Annotated in this window: 22 protein-coding genes; 7 read left to right on the forward strand and 15 right to left on the reverse strand. The window is 59.4% G+C overall.

All coding sequences use genetic code 11. The features are described 5' to 3' along the window. Positions 1-42 precede the first annotated feature (42 nt). From msrQ to A8O26_RS14660, 6 genes are all read right to left on the reverse strand, one after another. Positions 43-666: a protein-methionine-sulfoxide reductase heme-binding subunit MsrQ gene (msrQ, locus tag A8O26_RS14635; protein ID WP_064118672.1), complete on the reverse strand. Its 624-nt coding sequence runs from the start codon at positions 664-666 to the stop codon at positions 43-45. Continuing rightward, complete coding sequence (gene msrP / locus A8O26_RS14640) at positions 666-1679, reverse strand: protein-methionine-sulfoxide reductase catalytic subunit MsrP (RefSeq protein ID WP_064118673.1); 1014 nt, start codon at positions 1677-1679, stop codon at positions 666-668. Before msrP ends, msrQ begins: the two co-directional genes overlap by 1 nt. 63 nt (positions 1680-1742) lie before the next feature. Continuing rightward, a complete protein-coding gene (gene pssA / locus A8O26_RS14645) occupies positions 1743-2600 on the reverse strand; it encodes a CDP-diacylglycerol--serine O-phosphatidyltransferase (RefSeq protein WP_064118674.1) in 858 nt (285 codons plus the stop codon). A gap of 148 nt (positions 2601-2748) precedes the next feature. Then, the gene (gene ilvC, locus A8O26_RS14650) at positions 2749-3765 is read right to left on the reverse strand and encodes a ketol-acid reductoisomerase (RefSeq protein WP_003228216.1); all 1017 of its coding nucleotides are present in this window, start codon (positions 3763-3765) and stop codon (positions 2749-2751) included. 48 nt (positions 3766-3813) lie between these two features. After that, complete coding sequence (ilvN, locus tag A8O26_RS14655; RefSeq protein WP_003176102.1) at positions 3814-4305, reverse strand: acetolactate synthase small subunit; 492 nt, start codon at positions 4303-4305, stop codon at positions 3814-3816. A gap of 2 nt (positions 4306-4307) precedes the next feature. Next, the gene (locus A8O26_RS14660) at positions 4308-6032 is read right to left on the reverse strand and encodes an acetolactate synthase 3 large subunit (protein ID WP_064118879.1); all 1725 of its coding nucleotides are present in this window, start codon (positions 6030-6032) and stop codon (positions 4308-4310) included. Between the two features lie 399 nt (positions 6033-6431). On the opposite strand from A8O26_RS14660, the gene A8O26_RS14665 reads away from it, so the two are divergent. Continuing rightward, positions 6432-6848: a DUF4124 domain-containing protein gene (locus tag A8O26_RS14665; protein WP_064118675.1), complete on the forward strand. Its 417-nt coding sequence runs from the start codon at positions 6432-6434 to the stop codon at positions 6846-6848. A gap of 18 nt (positions 6849-6866) precedes the next feature. On the opposite strand, the gene A8O26_RS14670 is transcribed toward A8O26_RS14665, so the two are convergent. From A8O26_RS14670 to mrcB, 3 genes are read right to left on the reverse strand one after another with little or no spacing between them, the layout of a single operon-like run. Continuing rightward, entirely contained in the window at positions 6867-7202 is a 336-nt protein-coding gene (locus A8O26_RS14670; RefSeq protein ID WP_064118676.1) for a YqcC family protein, read from the reverse strand. Next, entirely contained in the window at positions 7202-7951 is a 750-nt protein-coding gene (locus A8O26_RS14675) for a tetratricopeptide repeat protein (protein ID WP_064118677.1), read from the reverse strand. The genes A8O26_RS14670 and A8O26_RS14675 overlap by 1 nt, the downstream gene beginning before the upstream one ends. Positions 7952-7967: 16 nt before the next feature. Then, positions 7968-10292: a penicillin-binding protein 1B gene (gene mrcB / locus A8O26_RS14680; protein ID WP_064118678.1), complete on the reverse strand. Its 2325-nt coding sequence runs from the start codon at positions 10290-10292 to the stop codon at positions 7968-7970. Between the two features lie 117 nt (positions 10293-10409). Between mrcB and A8O26_RS14685 the strand changes: the two genes are divergently transcribed. The 4 genes from A8O26_RS14685 (at position 10410) to A8O26_RS14700 (ending at position 13772) form a co-directional block, all read left to right on the forward strand. Beyond that, positions 10410-11966, forward strand: coding sequence for an AAA family ATPase (locus A8O26_RS14685; protein ID WP_064118679.1), 1557 nt, complete (start codon positions 10410-10412; stop codon positions 11964-11966). Positions 11967-12056: 90 nt separating this feature from the next. After that, positions 12057-12401, forward strand: a complete 345-nt coding sequence (locus tag A8O26_RS14690) for a pentapeptide repeat-containing protein (RefSeq protein ID WP_007909940.1) — start codon at positions 12057-12059, stop codon at positions 12399-12401. Between the two features lie 287 nt (positions 12402-12688). Then, positions 12689-12961, forward strand: a complete 273-nt coding sequence (locus A8O26_RS14695; RefSeq protein ID WP_003228231.1) for a TfoX/Sxy family protein — start codon at positions 12689-12691, stop codon at positions 12959-12961. Between the two features lie 16 nt (positions 12962-12977). Further along, a complete protein-coding gene (locus A8O26_RS14700) occupies positions 12978-13772 on the forward strand; it encodes a Crp/Fnr family transcriptional regulator (RefSeq protein ID WP_064118680.1) in 795 nt (264 codons plus the stop codon). Between the two features lie 232 nt (positions 13773-14004). Here the strand turns inward: A8O26_RS14700 and A8O26_RS14705 are convergent, their stop codons facing one another. From A8O26_RS14705 to A8O26_RS14720, 4 genes are read right to left on the reverse strand one after another with little or no spacing between them, the layout of a single operon-like run. After that, positions 14005-14859 (reverse strand): ChaN family lipoprotein, encoded by an 855-nt coding sequence (locus tag A8O26_RS14705; protein ID WP_064118681.1) that lies wholly within the window; start codon positions 14857-14859, stop codon positions 14005-14007. Positions 14860-14879: 20 nt separating this feature from the next. After that, positions 14880-15647 (reverse strand): heme ABC transporter ATP-binding protein, encoded by a 768-nt coding sequence (locus A8O26_RS14710; protein ID WP_064118682.1) that lies wholly within the window; start codon positions 15645-15647, stop codon positions 14880-14882. Continuing rightward, on the reverse strand, positions 15647-16630 hold the full coding sequence (locus A8O26_RS14715) for a FecCD family ABC transporter permease (protein WP_172828166.1): 984 nt from the start codon (positions 16628-16630) through the stop codon (positions 15647-15649). Before A8O26_RS14715 ends, A8O26_RS14710 begins: the two co-directional genes overlap by 1 nt. A 50-nt stretch (positions 16631-16680) precedes the next feature. After that, complete coding sequence (locus tag A8O26_RS14720; protein WP_064118684.1) at positions 16681-17553, reverse strand: heme/hemin ABC transporter substrate-binding protein; 873 nt, start codon at positions 17551-17553, stop codon at positions 16681-16683. A gap of 165 nt (positions 17554-17718) precedes the next feature. Between A8O26_RS14720 and A8O26_RS14725 the strand changes: the two genes are divergently transcribed. Next, positions 17719-18036, forward strand: a complete 318-nt coding sequence (locus A8O26_RS14725) for a Rieske (2Fe-2S) protein (RefSeq protein WP_064118685.1) — start codon at positions 17719-17721, stop codon at positions 18034-18036. Here A8O26_RS14725 and sfsA read toward each other — a convergent pair. Next, on the reverse strand, positions 18033-18746 hold the full coding sequence (gene sfsA, locus A8O26_RS14730) for a DNA/RNA nuclease SfsA (protein ID WP_064118686.1): 714 nt from the start codon (positions 18744-18746) through the stop codon (positions 18033-18035). The genes A8O26_RS14725 and sfsA overlap by 4 nt on opposite strands. Then, the gene (locus tag A8O26_RS14735) at positions 18746-19915 is read right to left on the reverse strand and encodes a pyridoxal phosphate-dependent aminotransferase (RefSeq protein ID WP_064118687.1); all 1170 of its coding nucleotides are present in this window, start codon (positions 19913-19915) and stop codon (positions 18746-18748) included. Before A8O26_RS14735 ends, sfsA begins: the two co-directional genes overlap by 1 nt. 334 nt (positions 19916-20249) lie before the next feature. Here A8O26_RS14735 and dksA point away from each other — a divergent pair, with 334 nt between their 5' ends. Beyond that, positions 20250-20693: an RNA polymerase-binding protein DksA gene (gene dksA / locus A8O26_RS14740; RefSeq protein ID WP_064118688.1), complete on the forward strand. Its 444-nt coding sequence runs from the start codon at positions 20250-20252 to the stop codon at positions 20691-20693. The last annotated feature ends 17 nt before the right edge of the window (positions 20694-20710 follow it).

Here is a 20710-nt window from a genome sequence, read left to right on the forward strand (position 1 = left end):
AAGTGGGGCGAATTATAGACACCTGAGATCTGCCGTCAACCGTTAATTTCGCTTTTCTTGCAAAACCTGCTTTTTAGCCAGCAACCGCGGGATCCGACGCATTACAGGAGGGATACGCAGCGCCAGAAGCACAGCACCTATAAAGGCATAGATCGCCCACTCTTCCAGATCAGCGCGCACGATCCACAGCATATGCAGCAAACCCAGCCCCAGAATCACGTACACCAACCGATGCAATTTCTTCCAGCGCACACCCAACCGACGCTGACTGTAGCGATTGGACGTCACCGCCAACGCCAGCAGCCCAAGAAAACCCAACACCCCGACTATTATGTAAGGCCGCTTGCGCAGTTCGACCGCCAGTTGCGACCAATCGAAACCCAGAATAAATGCCATATAGCTGCACAGGTGCAAAACCACATAGGCAAAACACCAAAGTCCCAACTGGCGACGTACGGCGACCCACCCTGCCCAGCCGGTGAGTTTCTGCAGAGGCGTCATGCTTAAGGTAATCAGCAGAAGCACCAGTGTCCCCAGCCCCAGCCGATCGACCAACACTTTGCCGGGGTCCGGCCCAAGCAAATCCTCAAGCGCCTGATACAACCAGAGCATCGGCCAGATCGCCGCCGCGATGAAAACGCCTATACGCCAGAACGGAAATCGCATCAGTAGTTCTTCCGCAGGTCGAGCCCTGTATATAAAGAAGCGACTTCGTCCGAGTAGCCGTTGAACATTTGCGTATCGCGTACATTCGGCTTGAACAGGCTGTTCGGCAATCGCCGCTCCCGGGCTTGCGTCCAGCGTGGGTGATCGACCGTCGGGTTCACATTCGCATAAAAGCCATATTCGTCTGCCGCAATGCTTTGCCAAGTGGTCTTCGGCTGCTCGCTGACCAGACTGATACGCACGATGGATTTAACGCTCTTGAAGCCATACTTCCACGGCACCACCAGACGTAATGGCGCGCCATTCTGATTCGGCAACTCGCGGCCATACATGCCCACCGCCAGAATAGCCAACGGATTCATCGCCTCATCCAGTCGCAAGCCCTCTACATAAGGCCAGTCGATCAAAGCAAATCCGGAACGTTGGCCGGGCATGCTTTTAGGATCCTGCAAGGTTTCAAAGCGGATGTATTTGGCTTTGGAGGTTGGCTCGACCTGTTTGAGCAGCGCCGAAATCGGAAAACCTATCCACGGAATAACCATCGACCACGCTTCTACACAGCGCAAGCGATAGATTCGCTCTTCCAGTTGATAAGGCTTCATGAAATCTTCCAGCGCATAACGCCCTGGCTTACCCACCTCCCCGTCAATCACCACACTCCACGGTTCGGTTTTCAGCGAGCCTGCATTCGCCGCCGGATCGCCCTTGTCGGTACCGAACTCATAGAAGTTGTTGTAGTGAGTCGCGTCTTTATAAGGCGTGATCGCCTCATCCTTGACGCTGACGGCCCCCCATTTAGTAGAAGGGAGCTTCTCGGCAAACCAGGCAGGTGCCTTGCCCGGCTCGACATCGGCATATCGCGCCGCATCGTCGGCATTCGCCCAGCGCGGGAGACTGCCCACGGCGATACCGGCAGCGGTAGCTCCGAGCAATTGGCGACGAGAGAGATAAATGGATTCAGGCGTGACATCCGACTCGTGACAATCGGACGCTTTGGGGACTTTGATCAGCATGGCAACTCCGCAGCTTTGGAGGACAGATGCACCCATAGACTGCGGAGTATGCGTGAAATTACATCACTCGGCTTTTTTGTGCCGACGAAGATGCAACAGGTATTGCACCGGGCCGGAAGCCGCATAGGCGAGGAACACCAGCAGCAGAATGCGCGGTGGATCGCTGAACACCACAGCAAACACCAGCACCACGGCGAGGATCGCCACGAACGGTACGCGCCCCTTCAGATCCAGCTCTTTAAAGCTGTTGTACTTGATGTTGCTGACCATCAGCATGCCGGCGGCCGCCACCATCAAGGCAACCAGGAACGACATCTTCGACCCCTGAATGCCGTAATCGCTGAACGCCCAGACGATGCCCGCGACTACCCCTGCCGCTGCCGGGCTGGCCAGACCAATGAAGTAACGTTTATCAGCCGTACCGACCTGCGTGTTGAAACGCGCCAAACGCAACGCCGCGCCCGCCACATAAATGAAGGCGACCATCCAGCCGACTTTGCCCATATCGCCCAATGCCCAGCCAAAGGCCAGCAACGCCGGTGCAACTCCGAACGCGACCATGTCCGACAGTGAGTCGTACTCGGCGCCAAAGGCACTTTGCGTATTGGTCATGCGCGCCACGCGACCGTCGAGGCCATCAAGCACCATGGCGACGAAAATCGCGATCGCAGCAAACGCGAAATACTTGCTCGCATTCGCCGCGTCGCCAGCGCTCAGGGCAGCCTGCGCGCTCATCGAATTGATGATGGAGTAAAACCCTGCGAACAGGTTCGCAGTGGTGAACAGATTCGGCAGCAGATAGATACCACGATGCCGGACTTTACGACCTTCTGCGTCGTGCCCTTCTTCGATGTGCTCATCGATGGGCAGCAGGCTTTCGGCGTCAGAAGCCTTGTTCGGCTCTTCGGGACGTTCGCTCATGGACATTACCTTGCAACGGTTTGGAGAAAATTCGACAGAAGCTTGAGGACGACAGTTCGGCCACAAACGATGCAGCTTTATACCAGAACCACCGGCTCAAACGAAAAAACGCGGCCGAGGCCGCGTTTTTCGTACAAGGAACGACGACTTAGTTTTTGGCTTTGTCGACGATCTTGTTGGCACCGATCCACGGCATCATGGAGCGCAGTTGCTCGCCGATGATTTCGATACCGTGAGCGGCGTTGTTACGACGCTTGGCGGTCATCGAAGGGTAGCCGGTTGCGCCTTCGCTGATGAACATTTTGGCGTATTCGCCGTCCTGAATACGTTTCAGGGCGTTGCGCATGGCCTGACGGGACTCGGCGTTGATCACTTCCGGGCCAGTCACGTACTCGCCGTATTCGGCGTTGTTGGAGATCGAGTAGTTCATGTTGGCGATACCGCCTTCGTACATGAGGTCAACGATCAGCTTCAGTTCGTGCAGGCACTCGAAGTAGGCCATTTCTGGCGCGTAGCCAGCTTCAACCAGGGTTTCGAAACCGGCTTTGACCAGCTCAACGGTACCGCCGCACAGAACGGCTTGTTCGCCGAACAGGTCGGTTTCGGTCTCGTCCTTGAACGTGGTTTCGATGATGCCGGTACGACCACCGCCAACGCCAGCAGCGTAGGACAGTGCAACGTTTTTGGCGTTGCCCGAGGCGTCCTGGTAGATCGCGATCAGGTCAGGGATACCGCCGCCCTTCACGAACTCGGAACGCACGGTGTGGCCCGGCGCTTTCGGCGCGATCATGATCACGTCGAGGTCGGCACGCGGAACAACCTGGTTGTAGTGGATCGCGAAGCCGTGGGAGAAGGCCAGGGTGGCGCCTTTCTTGATGTTCGGCTCGATTTCGTTCTTGTACAGCGAGGACTGGAACTCGTCCGGGGTCAGGATCATGACCAGGTCGGCAGCCGCAACAGCGGAAGCAACGTCGGTCACTTTCAGGCCGTGAGCTTCAGCTTTGGCAACGGTGGCCGAACCTTTACGCAGACCAACGGTAACGTCGACACCGGAATCTTTCAGGTTGCACGCTTGGGCGTGGCCCTGGGAACCGTAACCGATGATGGCAACTTTCTTGCCCTGGATGATCGACAGGTCGCAGTCTTTATCGTAGAAAACTTTCATGAATTTCCCCTTTATATCCAGGCCGTTCAGGCCATTCGCTAATTTGGTTTAGATGCTGAGTACTTTGTCGCCGCGGGCAATGCCGGTCACGCCGCTACGGACGGTTTCCAGAATCGATGCGGTGCCGATGGACTGAATGAAGCTGTCGAGCTTGTCGCTGGTACCGGTCAGTTGAACGGTATACACGCTGGCGCTGACGTCGACGATCTGTCCACGGTAAATATCGGTGGTGCGTTTGATCTCGGCGCGCTGGGCGCCAGTGGCCTTGACCTTGACCAGCATCAGTTCGCGCTCGATGTGAGCACTTTCCGACAGGTCCACCAGCTTGACCACTTCGATCAGCTTGTTCAGGTTTTTGGTGATCTGCTCGATAACTTCATCGTGGCCAACGGTGGTCAGCGTCAGACGCGACAGGGTCGGGTCTTCGGTCGGGGCCACGGTCAGGCTTTCGATGTTGTAGTTGCGCTGCGAGAACAGGCCGACTACGCGAGACAAAGCGCCGGGTTCGTTTTCCAGAAGCAAGGAAATAATGTGCCGCATGATTAAGTACGCTCCGTCTTGCTCAGCCACATATCGCGCATGGAGCCGTCTTTGATCTGCATCGGATAGACGTGCTCGCTGGTGTCGACCGAAATATCGATCACCACCAGGCGATCCTTCATGGCGAACGCTTCTGCCATCTTCGACTTCAAATCTTTCGATTCGGTGATGCGTACGCCGACGTGGCCGTAGGCTTCAGCCAGCTTGACGAAGTCAGGCAGCGATTCCATGTAGGAGTGCGAGTGACGGCTGCCGTAGCTCATGTCCTGCCACTGACGCACCATCCCCAGAACACCGTTGTTGAGGATGACGATTTTGACTGGCAAGCCATATTGCAGGCAGGTCGACAGTTCCTGAATGTTCATCTGGATACTGCCTTCGCCGGTGACGCAGGCAACGTCGTCATCCGGGAAGCTCAACTTGATGCCCATGGCCGCCGGGAAACCGAAGCCCATGGTGCCCAGACCACCGGAGTTGATCCAGCGATTCGGCTTGTTGAACGTGTAGTACTGCGCCGCGAACATCTGGTGCTGACCCACGTCGGAAGTGATGAAGGCATCGCCCTTGGTCACTTCGCAGAGGGTTTCGATCACGGTCTGCGGCTTGATCTTGCTGCCGTCGCCCTTTTCGTAAGGGAACAGGCCGCGATCACCGCGCCATTCATCCACCTGCTTCCACCAACTGGCCACGGACTCCTTGTTCGGGGTCTCGCCGATTTCCTTGAGGATCGCAACCATTTCGGTCAGGACGCTCTCCACCGGACCAACGATTGGCACGTCGGCCTTGATGGTCTTGGAAATCGAAGCCGGGTCGATGTCGATGTGGATGATCTTGGCGTTCGGGCAGAACTTCGCCGCGCCGTTGATCACGCGATCGTCGAAACGCGCGCCGACCGCGAGGATCACGTCAGCATGGTGCATCGCCAGGTTGGCGGTGTAGCTGCCGTGCATGCCGAGCATGCCGATGAACTGACGATCAGTACCCGGAAAACCACCCAGGCCCATCAAGGTGTTGGTCACGGGCAGGTTGAGCATTTTCGCCAGTTCGGTCAGCGGTGCGGAACCGTTGCCGAGAATCACGCCGCCACCGGAGTACATGACCGGGCGCTTGGCCGCCAGGAGCATTTCTGCCGCCTTGCGGATTTGCCCGGAGTGACCGCGAACGGCCGGGCTGTAGGAACGCAGCTTGGCTTTCTTCGGGAAGATGTATTCGAACTTCTCGGCCGGGTTGGTCATGTCTTTCGGGATATCGACCACGACCGGGCCCGGACGACCGGATTGCGCCAGGTAGAAGGCCTTCTTCATGACTTCCGGGATTTCCGAAGCGTGCTTGATCATGAAGCTGTGCTTCACGATCGGCCGGGAGATACCGATCATGTCGGTTTCCTGGAACGCGTCGGTGCCGACCATGGTGCTTGGCACCTGACCGGAAATGATCACCATTGGAATCGAGTCCATATAGGCGGTCGCGATACCGGTAATGGCGTTTGTGGCGCCAGGACCGGACGTCACCAATACCACGCCGGCTTTACCGGTGGCACGGGCATAACCGTCAGCCATATGGGTTGCCGCTTGTTCGTGACGAACCAGGATGTGAGTCACTTCCGGTTCTTTGAACAGGGCATCGTAAACATGCAGGAGAGCACCACCCGGGTACCCGTAGATATATTTGACGCCTTCGTCACGCAAAAAGCGGACGAGCATCTCACCGCCAGATAAAAGATCCACGTTGTTCACCTCTAAAACGCCAGAATACCGTCCACACAAAAGGGGCGGGTCTTAATAGGTTTACTTCTCGGCAGAGCATGAGCGACGGTGGTCGCCGACTACGTCAGCACTGACTGAGCAAGTATTGGGATCGTCCCAAGTGTTGCGGGCCTTTCCCACCCAGCGCGAGGTAACGCGTTGCGGGTGTAACAGGTCGGCGCGGATGTGCGCCTCATGATCTACCGAGTGGGTCTGCTTCTGGCAGTCCCTCTACAGCGGACTTTGGATTCTTCTGTTTCGCCCTCTCCAAGTCAAGTCGTCTGTGTGGTTAATTGTGGGTAAGCACATGAGAACGCAAGAAAAAACCTGAAAACCGCTACTCTGTTAGTGTCAATTGCGCAATTTTGCCAAGGAATCAGCATGCGAACGCTCCTCCTTACTCTGCTGATCGGCCTCAGCCCATGGTGCATGGCCGCTCAAATCTACAAATGGGTCGATGCCCAAGGGGTCACGCATTTCGATGCGCAGCCGCCACCGGGTCAGGTGTCGACGACCGTGCAGACGCCCTCCTCGCCCCCACCAAAACCGGCGGCAATGCCGGGCAGCGGCGTGCTGGGTGATCAGAAGGCTATCGATGCCAAGGTCAAAAAACAGGTCGCTGATCAGCAGACGCAGCTCAAACAGTTTTGTGAGCAGGCACGGACGAACCTTGCGCAATTGCAGAACAATCCGCGATTGAGGGAAGAGGTCGAGGGACAGTTGCGAAGGCTGGATGATGCGCAGCGGCAGGAGCGCATCGTCGAGGCACAGAAACAGATCAGTGAAAACTGCCAGTAGCGACTGGCAGTTTTCAATTCAACGCGAGGCAGTGATCAGCAGGTCAAACTCTTTGAGTAGCACCTGTAGCTGACGATCCTTGCCGCCCACGTTGCGCTGGGCAAAGACCATTTCTGCCATCTCCTGAATACCCGAAGCATTCGGCAGCGGCAGATCCTGTTCGAGGATCATCTTCATGCGCGGCAGGAAGATCCATTGCAGCCACTGTTCGAAGTCCAGCGTATCGACCGAAAACGGCTCGACACTGCTCAGGGCTTCGGCCGATGGCGAAACTTCATCCCACCAACCCTGCGTGCGCAGCTCTCGCTCGATCAGCAACAGCTGATCGGCGATTTTCGGGAAACGGGCATCCATCACAGCGAGACCTTGGCCTTCTGACGGGCCAGAGTGGCGCCGGCGGAATCGCCTTGTTTCTCGCGGGCCTGAGCAATGACTTCCCACAGATTGGCCTGCAGGTCAGGACGACCGTTGGCCATGGTCAGCGCACGACGAGCGAACTGCTCGGCCTGCGGTGCATCACCTTGCGCCATGCGCACCTGCGCCAGGCGATAAAGCACTTGCGGCTCACGCGGAGCGACGCGCTGGGCACGCTCCAGGCTCGACGACGCGCCGTTGAGGTCGCCGCCAGCCTGTTGCTGTTGCGCGGTGGTCAGCAAAGCGAGCACCGGGCCGTCCAGTTGTTCGTCGGCCGACAAGCCGCCGCCACTGCTGGCCGAAGGAATCCCGCTCGGCGTCGAGGGCATGCTGTAGCTGCCGGAATTGATTGGCGCGGAGTCAGCCGGCGAAGGGTTGTACGGCCCCGCCGTGATACCGCCGGATGCCGGGCCCGGCACGATTGGCGAAGAGCTGATCGGTGCCGACACGGCAGCGCCGCCGCCCGGCACCATCACCACCACACCCGTATCGCCTTGCGGAATGGCCTGAGTCTGGCCCTGCGCAGGACGTTTCACGGTCGTTTGACGGAAGCCGCCATTGGCCGAGATGCGTTCGCTGTTGGACACCGCAGTGCCCGAGTCAACCACCGGAATCGAACCACGCTGTACGGTAGAGCAGCCGCTGAGCAAAGCCACGGCGGTCACCGCTGGAATCAACCACTTGTTCACTTGAAACCCTCTTTGCTTAATTCATCCAGCCCTTGACCCAATCCATCACCGACTCGCCGGAAGCAGGCGTTTCGCCCGCACACGCAGCGCCGGGTGGCGGTTCGCTGCCGCGAATATACGGCATCTGCACCGCCCCCGGGCAGTTGGCATCGGAGCCTTGCCCGGTACGCGAATCGACCCACGCCTGCACGACGTTGTCCGGCTGCGGCATGTCCAGCGGCAGCGGATCGGCCTTGCGCATGAAACTGGTCCAGACCTGCAACGCACCGGTCGCACCGGTGAACGGCGTCTTGCCGTTGTCATCGCGCCCCAGCCAGACCACCGCCAGCACATCCTGACTGAAACCGGCGAACCAGCTGTCACGGGAATCGTTACTGGTACCGGTCTTGCCCGCCAGCGTCAGGGTCTTGGGCAGCACGTTATAAACCGAACTGCCGGTACCTTCACGCATCACGCGCTGCATGGCGTTCTGGATCAGATAAATGGACGCCGGGTCGAAACGCTGCTCGATCTGGAACGGATAACGCTTGAGCGGCTCGCCTTCGGCAGTCAGCACACTACGAATCCCGCGCATCGGCGTATTGAAACCACCGTTGGCGAGGGTCTGATACATGGTTGCCACTTCGATCGGAGTCATGCCGCCAGCCCCCAGCAACATCGACGGGAACGCCGGGAATTCACGCGTTACGCCGAGACGACCGAGTGTTTTCAACACATTCGGCACGCCTACTTCCAGACCCAGACGCGAAGTCGACAGGTTGTAAGAATGCGCCAGGCCCTGATAGAGGAACACGGTACCGTGGGAGCGACGGTCATAGTTCTGCGGTTTCCACACCTGCCCGTTCGCGCCTTTGACCGACAACGGATCATCGGACAGCCAACTGGTCAGGGTGTACTGGCTCGGTTTTTCCAGCGCAGTCAGGTAAACCGCCGGCTTGATCAACGAACCGATTGGCCGCACCGCGTCCAGCGCACGGTTGAACCCGGCATAGCTGGCCTGACGGCTGCCGATCATCGCCTGGACTTCACCGGTTTCCGGATTGGTCACGACCATCGCCGCTTCGACATCATCGGAGCCTTTGCGCCCGGCCAGACGTTTAAAGGTGTCGTTGACCGACGCCTCGGCTTTCATCTGCAGGATCGGATCGAAACTGGTGAAGATGCGCAGGCCTTCTTCGGTCAAGTCTTCGTCGCGGTAATCTTCGCGCAGCTGACGTTTGACCAGATCGATAAAGCCCGGGAACGAGCTGTCGGCAAGCTTGCCGCGCGTGGTCACACCCAGCGGCATTTTCTTCGCCGCTTCGACCTGCTCGGCCGTCGCCACGCCTTGTTGCTCAAGCACGTCGAGCACCAGGTTACGCCGCTCGAGCGCGCGCTCCGGGTTGCGACGCGGGTTGTAGTAGGACGGGCCTTTGACCATACCGACCAATAGCGCAACTTGATGCAGTTTCAGCTCGGACAACGGCTGACCGAAGAAGAACTGGCTGGCCAGACCGAAACCGTGCACCGCGCGCTGACCGTCCTGACCGACAAAGACTTCGTTGAGGTAGGCCTCAAGAATTTCCTTCTTGTCGTAATGCAGTTCCAGCAACAGCGCCATCATCGCTTCGGTGAGCTTGCGGGTCAGGCTGCGTTCGTTGGTCAGGTAGAAGTTTTTCACCAACTGCTGGGTCAGCGTACTGCCGCCCTGAGTCATCTTGCCGCCAGAGGTGTTGACCCAGACCGCGCGGGCAATCGACTTCGGCGACACACCCCAGTGGCTGTAGAAATCACGGTCTTCGACAGCGACGAGGGTTTCGAGCAGGTACGGTGGCACCTGATCGAGTTTGATCAGAATCCGGTCTTCAAGATTTTTCGGATAAATGCCGCCGATCATCAGCGGCTCAAGGCGCACCACGGACAACTTCGATCCGTTGGTCGCCGACAGCTCGGCGACGTAATCGCCAGAGAAACGCACGCGCACCGGCTGCGGTTTTTCCAGGCCTTCATAGAACTGGAAGCCACGGGTATTCAGATCGACTGTATTGCCATTCACCGCAGCGGCACCGGGGCCATTGCTCACAGCTTCGCGGCGATAGCCGAGGGCATCGAGTTCGGTGAGGAAATCGTCTTTGCTGAGCTTTTGTCCGACGAACAGTTCGAGCGGCCGCGCGTAGACCTTGGCCGGGATGGTCCAGCGTTTGCCGGAGAACTTCTCCTGCACCACGGCATCGAGGTAAACGGCAAAGCCAGCCAGCACGACGAGGCCGACCAGACTGAGTTTAATGGCCCAGCTCAACCATGGGCTCAGGCCCTTGGAGGGTGGTTTTTTCTTGGTACGGGGAGATCGAGTTCGAGTCATGGCGGCGGATTATACGCACTTTATTCATCCTCAACAGGAGCGCTCCGAGGTTTGCGTAAGGCTGGCGAGCGGCCATAATGGCCGCCTCGAATTTCCCCCGTCTCTGAAGGATCGCCCGTGAGCCAATCACTGATCGCTGCCCTGCAAAACCCGGCCCTCTACCCGCACCCCGTGGAGGGGTTCCAGGTCATCGAAACCCATATCTCGTGGGTGATCCTCACCGGTCCCTTCGCTTATAAAGTGAAGAAGCCGGTGAATTTCGGCTTCCTCGACTTCACCGGCCTCGAATCGCGTGCGCATTTCTGCGCTGAAGAGCTGCGCCTGAACCAGCGTCTGACCGATGATTTGTATCTGGAAGTGTTGCCGGTGACCGGCAGCGTTGAAGCACCGCAACTGGGCGGCGACGGCGCGGCGATCGAATACGTGCTGAAAATGCGCCAGTTCCCGCAGAGCGGGATGCTCAGTACCTTGCAAGCCAACGGCGAACTGACCACCCAGCACATCGACGAAATGGCCGAGCAGATCGCACGCTTCCACCTCAACGCCCCCAAAGTCCCGGCCGAACACGACGCCGGCACACCTGAAAGCGTGATGGCGCCGGTGTCGCAAAACTTCGAGCAGATCCTGCCGTTCCTCAGCGACAAAAACGATCTGCTGCAACTCGACGCGCTGAAAGCCTGGGCCGAAAGCAGTTTCGAGCGTCTCAAGCCATTGTTCGCTCAGCGCAAGACCGACGGTTTCACCCGTGAATGTCACGGCGATATCCACTTGGGCAACGCCACCGTCATCGACGGCAAAGTGGTGATCTTCGACTGCATCGAGTTCAACGAACCGTTCCGTTTCACTGACGTCTGGGCCGACACCGGTTTCCTCGCGATGGACCTGGAAGACCGTGGCCTGAAATCCCTGGCGCGCCGCTTCATCAGCCAATACCTGGAGCTGACCGGCGACTATCAAGGCCTGGAAGTGCTGAACTTCTATAAAGCCTACCGCGCCCTGGTTCGCGCCAAGGTTGCGCTGTTCAGCATGCCGGCGGACGCGACCCCGGTGCAGCGCGCCACCACCCTGCGTCAGTACCGCAACTACGCCAACCTGGCGGAAAGTTACAGCACCATTCCTTCGCGCTTCATGGCCATCACCCACGGCGTTTCCGCAGTCGGCAAAAGCCACGTGGCCATGCGTCTGGTCGAAGCGCTGGGCGCCATTCGCCTGCGGTCGGACGTAGAACGCAAGCGTCTGTTCGGAGAGCAAACCGTCGCCAACGACGTGCAGGCCGGCATTTACAGTGCCGACGCCAGCGCTGCGACCTACGCGCGTCTGCATGAAATCGCGGAGGTGATCCTGCACGCCGGTTTCCCGGTGGTGATTGACGCCACTTACTTGAAGCGTGAGCAGCGTGACAGCGCAGCGAAAATCGCCGAAGCCACCGGCACGCCGTTCCTGATCCTCGACTGCAACGCGCCACAAGCGGTGATCGAGAGCTGGCTGGCGGTCCGTCAGGCCGACCAGAAGGATCCATCCGACGCCACCCTGGCGGTGATCGAAGCACAGCAGGCCAACCGTGAAGCGCTGACGCCGGAAGAAATTCTGCGCAGCAAGCGCGTGCAAACCAATGAATCCGGCACGCTGGACACCGTGGTCGCGCAGATCCGTCAGCGCCTGCCAGGCCTGTAAGAAACTATTTCGGCCGTGAAGCCCTCGCTTGCTTCACGGCCGTCAAATAGTGGCACTATACTGGCGTCATAAAACCAACGGTGATATGACATGAGCCAGCCGAAACTTCTCGACACCCCGCTGTATGCCTTGCTGCACAAAGACGACATCACAGGTTTCAACAAGGAGCGTCCACAGGACGGCCCGATCGACATGGTCGGCGGCGATTTCCGTGGGCTCGATTTGCGTGAACTGAATGCCGATGGCGTGGATTTCCGGGACGCATACTTCCGTTCCGCCGATTTGCGTGGGATCGATTTTCGCAATGCATCGCTGGAAGGCGCCAGCCTGGCCCACGCGCAGATTTCCGGGGCTTACTTCCCGCCAGAGCTGAGTGCCGACGAGATTCTGATGTCGATGAATTTCGGTACGCGCCTGCGCTATCGCACTCGCTGATATGCATACCCCTCTCTGATACAACACCCACCTGGTGGGAGCGAGCCTGCTCGCGAAGAGGGAGTGTCAGTCACCCTGATCGTGAAAGTCATAGCGCTTTCGCGAGCAGGCTCGCTCCCACATTTGGAATGTGTTTCCTCCTGCCTTTCTGCGCTCGCAAGCCTTACAAGCGCCCTTTCTTAGAAGCATTTGCGTCGAATCCGACCAAACAACCACGCTTTTCCTACTGATGGCTACACTCCTGAGAAGCTCGCCCACGCACCATTCGGCCGTCGCAAGGAGGCTTGATGAATGATGAACTGCAACACCTGAAGAATCTTGGCAAGACGTCGGCGCAATGGCTGCATGCCGTGGGCATCCACAGCGCCTCGGACTTGCGTCGCCTGGGCGCGGTGGACGCCTACCGGGCCGTGCGTACCCGCGGGTTTCGCGCATCGAAGGTGTTGTTGTATGCGATCGAGGGCGCGCTGATGGACGTGCACTGGAACGACATCCCCGCCGAACGCAAGGACGCCCTGAACAAACAACTTGAAGCCATTTCCTCGCGCCACAAGAACTGAACGGGCATTGACCGTTATGTATTTACTGGGGGAACAATCGGCTTGGGCCGATGCACTGATCAATCGCCTGCAGAATTTGCCTGCGCAATGGCTGCAGGGCTTGGCGCCGTGTGGCGCAGAACTGCAGCTGGACGCGCCGGATGATCTGCTCGCGCAGTTACCCGGCGATCAGTTGTTTCTGCTGACTGAGGGGGTGATTACCGGCTGCCTCGCTGCCCGCCCGCTGTTTTATTGGCAGGACGGCGATTTGATCGGCCTGCAGCGTGGCGATGACTGGGGCGATTGCCGCTTGTGCAGCGACGGGCCATTGCGCCTGACGCCCTATCGACGCGCTGCGGTGTTCGAGCATGTGTATGCCGATGCACCTCGGGCGGAGCAATTTCTTGCCTACCTGCTGGGGCAAATGGCAATGCTCGCCCATGCGGTGGCAGAGCTGAAACCTCGCGAGTTTCGCAGCACCAATGGTTTTAAGCGGGTTGAAGCCGGGACCGTTCTGATCAATCAAGGTGACGCCGCCGATCACGTATTCGTGATCATCGACGGGCATGCGGAAGCATTTGTCGATGGCCACAAGGTCGGCGAAGTGCCCAGGGACGAAATATTCGGCGCGATGGCGGTGTTCACGCACGAGCCGCGCAATGCCACGGTGATTGCGCGGGAAGCGAGCACGGTGATGCTGATCCCCGGTGAGCAATTTTTGAGCATGACCCGCACCAATCCGAAAATTGCCCACAGCCTGATCGAGAGCATGGCGCGGCGCATCGGCCAGTTGAACAAGCAAGTCAGCCAATTGAGCGCCAACAAAATCTGAGGCAGGGCCCTTTGTTTGCGGGCCATACCGGCCATTCCAGCGACTAAATCAACGAAATGAGAAAACAGTTGTTGACGCGGTAATGAGAATCGCTATGATTATCACAACTGGTCGCGAGATCAGTCGATATTCTGAAAAGCCCTTGGTTCGGACTCTCAGATTATCTCCTCATCAGGCTAATCACGGTTATTTGACCCGGTTTTTACCGGGTCTTTTTTTGCCTGTGGAAAAGTCATTTACCGAATTGTTTGCGCATCTGCTCGCAGTAGTCCTGCTTGGGTGTGGCCGGGGTGTACCAGACGTAGTCGGCCATTGCTGAGGTAACCTCACCGCCCTGCTCGGCCAGCATCAACACAGTCGGGGGCTGGCTGGCGCCCAGATCCAGTAGGTGCAACGGCACGCCCACATCCTTTCGCGCATGCCACGCGCCGGCCAACAACGTTGACGGCATCGGCGCTGCCATCAACCGTTCGGCCATGCGCCGGTCACGCTGCTGTTGAACCGCGAGCATCGCCGGCATTTGTGCTGCGGGAAGCAGGCCGCAGTGGGAATCAGCGATTTGCTCGAGCAATGTACTTTTCACGGAAGCGGTGTTCGTACGCTCCCCGCTCAACAACGGCGGAGCGCGATAGATCGGGCGGATTTCACTGTTATCCAGATTCGCCGACAGTAGCGGCCAGGGTTGCGCGAGGGCGAAGCGCACAATCGGCCCGTAAAGGGTCCAGTCCCAGCCATCCTGCCAGGCGAGTGCCCCCGGGAGATCGGCCGGAGGCGTCGCGGCCCGACGCACTTGATCGACGCGAGGCTGTTGCTCTGGCGTCAGCATCTCCAGTAACAGACTGCCCTGCGGCCGCTGTTCAGCGAGTACCTGCAACAACCATAACTGGGCGGCATGATGATCGGCATTGTCATGCTGCTCGCCAATGATCAGCCGCTCAGGCTGAGCAAGACGCGTCACCAGTTGCTGCGCTGTCAGCACCTCGCCGCTGCGCAGATCGCGAATCTCGCCACTGATCGGCGGTGGTGGCGCCACAACATGCTGACACCCCGCAAGCAGCAACATCGCCAACAGCCACATCCCACGCATGCAATCACCTCGATGAGAAATCAGCGGGCGATGATTAGCGGATGCCCACGCTCCGGGTGCGGCTGCACCAAGACTTCGAGACCGAATACGGCTTTCAGCAAATCCGGGCGCAACACTTGCTCAGGTGTATCCAGTGCGACCGGATGCCCCCCTTCAAGCAACAACACCCGATCACAATAGCGCGCGGCCAGATTCAGATCATGCAGGATCACCAATACCGCTGCACCGCGGTCGGCAAACTCGCGCACCGCTTGCAAGGTGGTGTGCTGATGCAGCGGATCGAGCATGGATGTCGGCTCATCGAGCAACAATGTTTGCCCGGCCTGGCCAGGCCATAGCTGCGCCAGCACTCGCGCCAGATGCACGCGCTGACGTTCACCGCCGGACAACGCCAGATAGCTGCGCCCGCTCAGATGCCCGGCATCCGCTGCCTTCAGCGCCGCGACGACGATCTCGTCATCGCGCACCCGGCCGCTTTGCCAAGGCAAACGGCCCATGCCGACGACTTCTTCAACACGAAAGGCGAAATCCAGGGTTGAGACTTGGGGCAACACGGCCAGGCGCTGGGCGCGTTGCGTGCCGCTCCAGTGACTCAATGCTTCGCCATCGAGGGACACCTCGCCGTCACTGGCCGTCAATTCACCGCACAAAGCCCCGAGCAAAGTGCTTTTACCGGCACCGTTCGGCCCGAGCACACCGAGTACTTCACCGGGCTCAAGCTGCAGAGTGATTTCGCTGAGCACTGCCTTGCGGCCACGACGGATGTGCAGATTGTGCGCACGCAACATCAGGCACGCCCTCGCAGCAGCAGATAAAGGAAGAATGGCGCGCCGATAAACGCCGTGACGATACCGATCGGCAACTCCGCCGGCGCCAGCGCCAGCCGTGCCACCAGATCGGCGAGCAGCAGCAGGCTCGCTCCGGCCAGCACGGACGCCGGCAGCAACACCCGATGATCGGGACCTGCGAGCAAACGCACCAGATGCGGCACCACCAGGCCGACGAAACCGATCATGCCCGCCGCTGCCACCGCCGCGCCGACACCCAGCGCCGTGCAGAACACCAACTCGCGTTTGAGCTTTTCGACATCGATACCCAAATGCCCGGCTTCCGATTCGCCCAGTAACAACGCATTCAACGCCTTGGCCCGACGCGGTAGCCACAACGCGACGCCGGCGCTGATGATCAGCAACGGCCACAACCGCGCGTAACTGGCGCCGTTGAGGCTGCCGAGGTTCCAGAAGGTCAACGTGCGCAAGGTCGCGTCATCCGCCAGATACGTAAACAGCCCGACCGCCGAACTGGCCAGTGCGGTCAGGGCAATACCCGCGAGCAACATGGTCGCGACATTGGTCTGGCCGTTGCGGCGACCGAGTCGATAGACCAGCGCCGTGACGCCAAGCCCGCCGAGAAACGCGCAGACCGACAATAAATAAGGCCCGAACCATTCCGGTAACCCGCCAAAAAACGAACCGCCGACAATCGCAATCGCTGCGCCCAACGCCGCGCCGCTGGAAACACCCACCAGCCCCGGATCCGCCAGCGGATTACGAAACAGCCCCTGCATCGCCACACCGGACAATGCCAGCACGCCGCCAACCGCCAGCCCGAGCAGAGTTCGCGGCAAACGAATCTGCCCAAGAATCAGCTCAGCCTGCTCCAGCCCCTCCGGCGCCAACGGCACGCCGAGCATGCGCAGCGCCGCGCGCAATGTATCCAGCAGCGGCAAGCTGACCGGGCCGAGCGCCAACGACAACCAGATCGCCAACAAACACAGAAGCGTCAGGCCAATAAACAAGGCACGGGGTTTTACCAGTGTGGTCATTGGCCGCTCTTGGCCGGGTAGAAACCGTCAGACAGGGTTTTCAACGCCGCAGGCAAACGTGGCCCGAGGCCGCCGACCAACAAGGTCGGATCCAGCTCCAGTACACGACCCGCCTTGGCGGCACGGCTTGAATTGAGAATCGGGTTTTCCTTGAACAGCGCCGCTTTCGCCGCTTCACCGGTCAGCGCGCGGTCGGCGAACACCAGCACTTCGGGATCGAGACTGGCGAGCGATTCCACAGAAAACGGCTTGTAACCGGTGTGCGTGGCGAGGTTATGCCCGCCGGCCTGTTGCAGCAGCCAATCGGCGGCGGTGTCTTTGCCGGCAATCAATGGCTTGCCACCGGCATGCCCGAGCAACAGCAGCACACCCGGCGCTTTTTGTTGGGTCTGCATTTGAGCAACCCGTGCCTGCTGGGCATCGAGTTGCTGTTGATAACTGTGCAGCAACTGCACCGCTTGCGGCTCGGCGCCAAGCAACTGGCCCAGATGTGTGAGGTTTTTTTCCAGGGTCGGCAGATCCGGCTGAGCCGAGAACAATTCCACCTGAACCTTGGCCGCTTTGACTTGCGAAAGAACCGGCGGCGGCCCCATTTCTTCGGTGCCGATCAAGAGGTCCGGGCGCAAACTGAGAATGCCCTCAGCGGAAAGGCTGCGCTGATAACCGATGCTTGGCAGCGCCTTCAGCGACTCCGGATGCTGACTGGTGGTGTCGACGCCGACCAGTTTCGCCTCACCGCCCAATGCTGCAACCCATTCGGACAACGCGCCGCCAGCACTGACCCAACGTTGCGGCAAATCAGCCGCTGCAGCCTGGTGGCTGACCATAAGTCCGACACACAGCACAGCAACGCGGGTACTCAGGCGCATACGCAGCTTCCTTGAACGTGGTTTTCCCGGGCATCCGGATGACAGGCCAAGTATCCTCGGCAGCAGCCAGCCGCCCTGCGGACGAAGGCCGTCATTTGATAATTGTTTGCATTTAAACGTCAAGCTCGGACATATCCGGACACGAGCCGACACTAAAGGATAGCCATGAAGTTTCTCTGCGCAGGCGCTGAACTCGCCGAAGCCGCCAGCCGTGGATTTGAAGTCGACGGGAACAAGCTGTTCGCCGTGCGCCGCAGCGGCCAGGCCTATGTCTACCTCAACCGCTGCCCGCATCGGGGCGTCGGACTGGAATGGCAACCCGACCAGTTTCTCGACCCGAGCAACAGCCTGATCCAGTGCGCCACCCACGGCGCCCTGTTTCTGATCGAGGACGGTGAATGCGTCGCCGGGCCTTGCGCCGGGCAAGCCCTCACCGCCATCCCTTGCCGCGAAGACGCGCAAGGCCTGTGGATCGATGTTTAACCGTTGAGCAGCACGTCGAGACGCCGGTCGATGACCATTTCCTCATGGTCCAGGCGTACGCCATACGCCAGCACTTCAACGCCGCAGGCGACCGCTTCAAGCAGTGCATCGGCGTAGGCCGAATCGATTTCCTTTGCCGGCCGCACCGCTTCAATCCCGCTCAGATTGACACAGTACAACTGCACCGCGCGAATCCCGTCCCGCGCCAGATGCGCCAACTCCCGCAGATGTTTGGCGCCACGCTGGGTCACCGCATCGGGAAATGCCGCCACCGCCGTACCGTCGAAGCCCAGCGTGACGCTTTTCACTTCCACGTACGCCGGACCACTGGGGTATTCGAGGCGGAAATCGATACGGCTCTTTTCCTGCCCGTACGCCACTTCGCGCTTCAACGCGGTAAAGCCGTTCAATTCGCTGATGACACCCGCCTGCAAGGCCTCTTCGACCAGACCATTGGCGCGCGCGGTGTTCACGCAAAACAAGCGGCCCTGCGGGGTTTCGCCAATTTCCCAGGTGCCAGGCAGTTTGCGCTTCGGATCGTTGGAACGGCTGAACCAGACCTGCCCGCCTTCGACCTGGCAATTGAGCATCGAGCCGGTGTTCGGGCAGTGAATGGTCAGCAACTCGCCGCTAACGGTTTCGATATCGGCAAGAAAACGCTTGTAACGACGAATCAGGCGCGCCTCTTCCAGAGGTGGATAAAAGTGCATCAGCCTTGCCAGCTCTTCAAGCCACGCGCAATACGCTCCACCGCTTGCTGTAAGCGAGGGAGGTTTTGCGTGTAGGCAAAACGCACATGGTGGCTGGCCTGATAGCGACCGAAATCCAGACCCGGGGTGAAAGCAACATGTTCGGTTTCGAGGAAATGTCGACAGAACGCGAAGGCATCGCCGCCGAACTGGCTGATATCGGCGTACAGATAGAAGGCACCCTCCGGCTCCACGGCGATGTTGAAACCCAACTCGCGCAACGCTGGCAGGAGGAAGTCGCGGCGACGACCGAATTCGGCGCGGCGCTCCTCCAGAATGGCGATAGTGTCCGGTTCGAAACACGCCAATGCCGCGTATTGCGCCATGCTCGGCGCACTGATGTAGAGGTTCTGCGCCAGTTTCTCCAGCTCGCTGACCGCGGCATCCGGCGCCACCAGCCAGCCCAGACGCCAACCGGTCATGCCGAAATATTTTGAGAAACTGTTCAACACGAAAGCACTGTCATCGACTTCCAATACGCTCGCCGCATCGGTGCCGTAAGTCAGGCCGTGGTAGATCTCGTCCACCACCAGATGACCATGGCGAGCCTTGATGGCAGTGGATAACCCGGCCAGTTCGTCGCGGGTCAGGATCGTTCCGGTCGGATTGGCCGGTGAGGCGACCAGGGCACCGACGCTGTCGTGATCCCAATGCCGCGCAACCAGATCCGGGGTCAGTTGATAACGTACGTCCGGCCCCACCGGCACCAGCTGCGCCGCGCCCTCGACCAGTCGCAGGAAGTGACGGTTGCACGGGTAGCCCGGGTCCGCCAACAGCCAGTGTTTGCCGGGGTCGACCAGCAACGCACTGGCCAGCAACAGTGCACCGGAACCGCCCGGCGTGATCAGAATCCGCCGTGGATCGATGTTCAGGCCATAGCGCGATTGATAAAACCCGGCAATCGCCTCGCGCAGCTCGGGAATCCCGCGGGCGGCGGTGTAACGGGTCTTGCCAGCCGTCAGCGCGGCCTGGCCGGCACGAATGATCGGCTCAGCGGTGGTGAAGTCCGGCTCGCCGATTTCCAGGTGGATCACGTCGTGGCCTTCAGCCTGCAATTCATTGGCCCGCGCCAGCAGCGCCATCACATGGAACGGTTCGATCGCACGACTGCGCGCACTGTAGGGAGCCATTGGTTTTCCTTCGGCAGGGAAAAAGAGACGATTCTACCCATCTGCCGGAACGAGCGAGAACCCGCAGCGGTCACAGCCTCAAGAACGCTGGACTGTAACGATATGAGCGTACGCTCCAGGATTGACTAAAATCAGTGATTGAACAGGTCTTCAACACCACCAGACACGGCTTGCCAAACATTTGCAAGCGCCACCCGCCGGGGCCTCGACATCCGGGAGTAGCGCAGGCCGAATTGATCTGGTAAGTTCGCCCGCTTGCAGCCGCAGGGCCGGCAGGTGTCGGTGATGGAGCAATCCTGCGCAATGGATTACAAGAGTAGAGGCGGTCCATTTCATGCCCACCCAAGCAAAGCAACAGCAGCAAACGACGATCAGCGGCTTCGAACCTTACGTTCCGAAGGCCGGTGAAGAGTACATGGGCGCTCCGATGCGCGCGCACTTCACCAAGATCCTGAACAAGTGGAAACAGGACTTGATGCAGGAAGTCGACCGTACTGTTGATCATATGAAAGACGAAGCGGCCAACTTCCCTGACCCGGCCGACCGTGCCAGTCAGGAAGAAGAATTCGCCCTGGAGCTGCGCGCCCGCGATCGCGAGCGCAAGTTGATCAAGAAGATCGACAAGACGCTGGAGCTGATTCAGGACGAAGAATACGGCTGGTGCGAGTCCTGCGGCATCGAGATCGGCGTCAAGCGCCTCGAAGCCCGTCCGACGGCGGATCTGTGCATCGACTGCAAGACCCTGGCGGAAATCAAGGAAAAGCAGGTCGGCAAGTAATCTCGACCTGAACGAAA

This window comes from Pseudomonas fluorescens, from assembly GCF_001648775.1.
In the GTDB taxonomy this organism is placed as follows: domain Bacteria; phylum Pseudomonadota; class Gammaproteobacteria; order Pseudomonadales; family Pseudomonadaceae; genus Aquipseudomonas; species Aquipseudomonas fluorescens_M.

Excerpts from the sequence above, each read along its gene's own strand:
- ilvN (WP_003176102.1), bottom strand. The coding sequence starts at position 4,305 with ATGCGGCACATTATTTCCTTGCTTCTGGAAAACGAACCCGGCGCTTTG.
- sfsA (WP_064118686.1), bottom strand. The coding sequence starts at position 18,746 with ATGCACTTTTATCCACCTCTGGAAGAGGCGCGCCTGATTCGTCGTTAC.
- A8O26_RS14670 (WP_064118676.1), bottom strand. The coding sequence starts at position 7,202 with ATGGATGCCCGTTTCCCGAAAATCGCCGATCAGCTGTTGCTGATCGAG.
- A8O26_RS14690 (WP_007909940.1), top strand. The coding sequence starts at position 12,057 with ATGAGCCAGCCGAAACTTCTCGACACCCCGCTGTATGCCTTGCTGCAC.
- A8O26_RS14665 (WP_064118675.1), top strand. The coding sequence starts at position 6,432 with ATGCGAACGCTCCTCCTTACTCTGCTGATCGGCCTCAGCCCATGGTGC.
- mrcB (WP_064118678.1), bottom strand. The coding sequence starts at position 10,292 with ATGACTCGAACTCGATCTCCCCGTACCAAGAAAAAACCACCCTCCAAG.
- A8O26_RS14725 (WP_064118685.1), top strand. The coding sequence starts at position 17,719 with ATGAAGTTTCTCTGCGCAGGCGCTGAACTCGCCGAAGCCGCCAGCCGT.
- A8O26_RS14700 (WP_064118680.1), top strand. The coding sequence starts at position 12,978 with ATGTATTTACTGGGGGAACAATCGGCTTGGGCCGATGCACTGATCAAT.
- dksA (WP_064118688.1), top strand. The coding sequence starts at position 20,250 with ATGCCCACCCAAGCAAAGCAACAGCAGCAAACGACGATCAGCGGCTTC.
- msrP (WP_064118673.1), bottom strand. The coding sequence starts at position 1,679 with ATGCTGATCAAAGTCCCCAAAGCGTCCGATTGTCACGAGTCGGATGTC.
- A8O26_RS14720 (WP_064118684.1), bottom strand. The coding sequence starts at position 17,553 with ATGCGCCTGAGTACCCGCGTTGCTGTGCTGTGTGTCGGACTTATGGTC.
- pssA (WP_064118674.1), bottom strand. The coding sequence starts at position 2,600 with ATGAGCGAACGTCCCGAAGAGCCGAACAAGGCTTCTGACGCCGAAAGC.
- ilvC (WP_003228216.1), bottom strand. The coding sequence starts at position 3,765 with ATGAAAGTTTTCTACGATAAAGACTGCGACCTGTCGATCATCCAGGGC.
- A8O26_RS14710 (WP_064118682.1), bottom strand. The coding sequence starts at position 15,647 with ATGTTGCGTGCGCACAATCTGCACATCCGTCGTGGCCGCAAGGCAGTG.
- msrQ (WP_064118672.1), bottom strand. The coding sequence starts at position 666 with ATGCGATTTCCGTTCTGGCGTATAGGCGTTTTCATCGCGGCGGCGATC.
- A8O26_RS14705 (WP_064118681.1), bottom strand. The coding sequence starts at position 14,859 with ATGCGTGGGATGTGGCTGTTGGCGATGTTGCTGCTTGCGGGGTGTCAG.
- A8O26_RS14695 (WP_003228231.1), top strand. The coding sequence starts at position 12,689 with ATGAATGATGAACTGCAACACCTGAAGAATCTTGGCAAGACGTCGGCG.
- A8O26_RS14735 (WP_064118687.1), bottom strand. The coding sequence starts at position 19,915 with ATGGCTCCCTACAGTGCGCGCAGTCGTGCGATCGAACCGTTCCATGTG.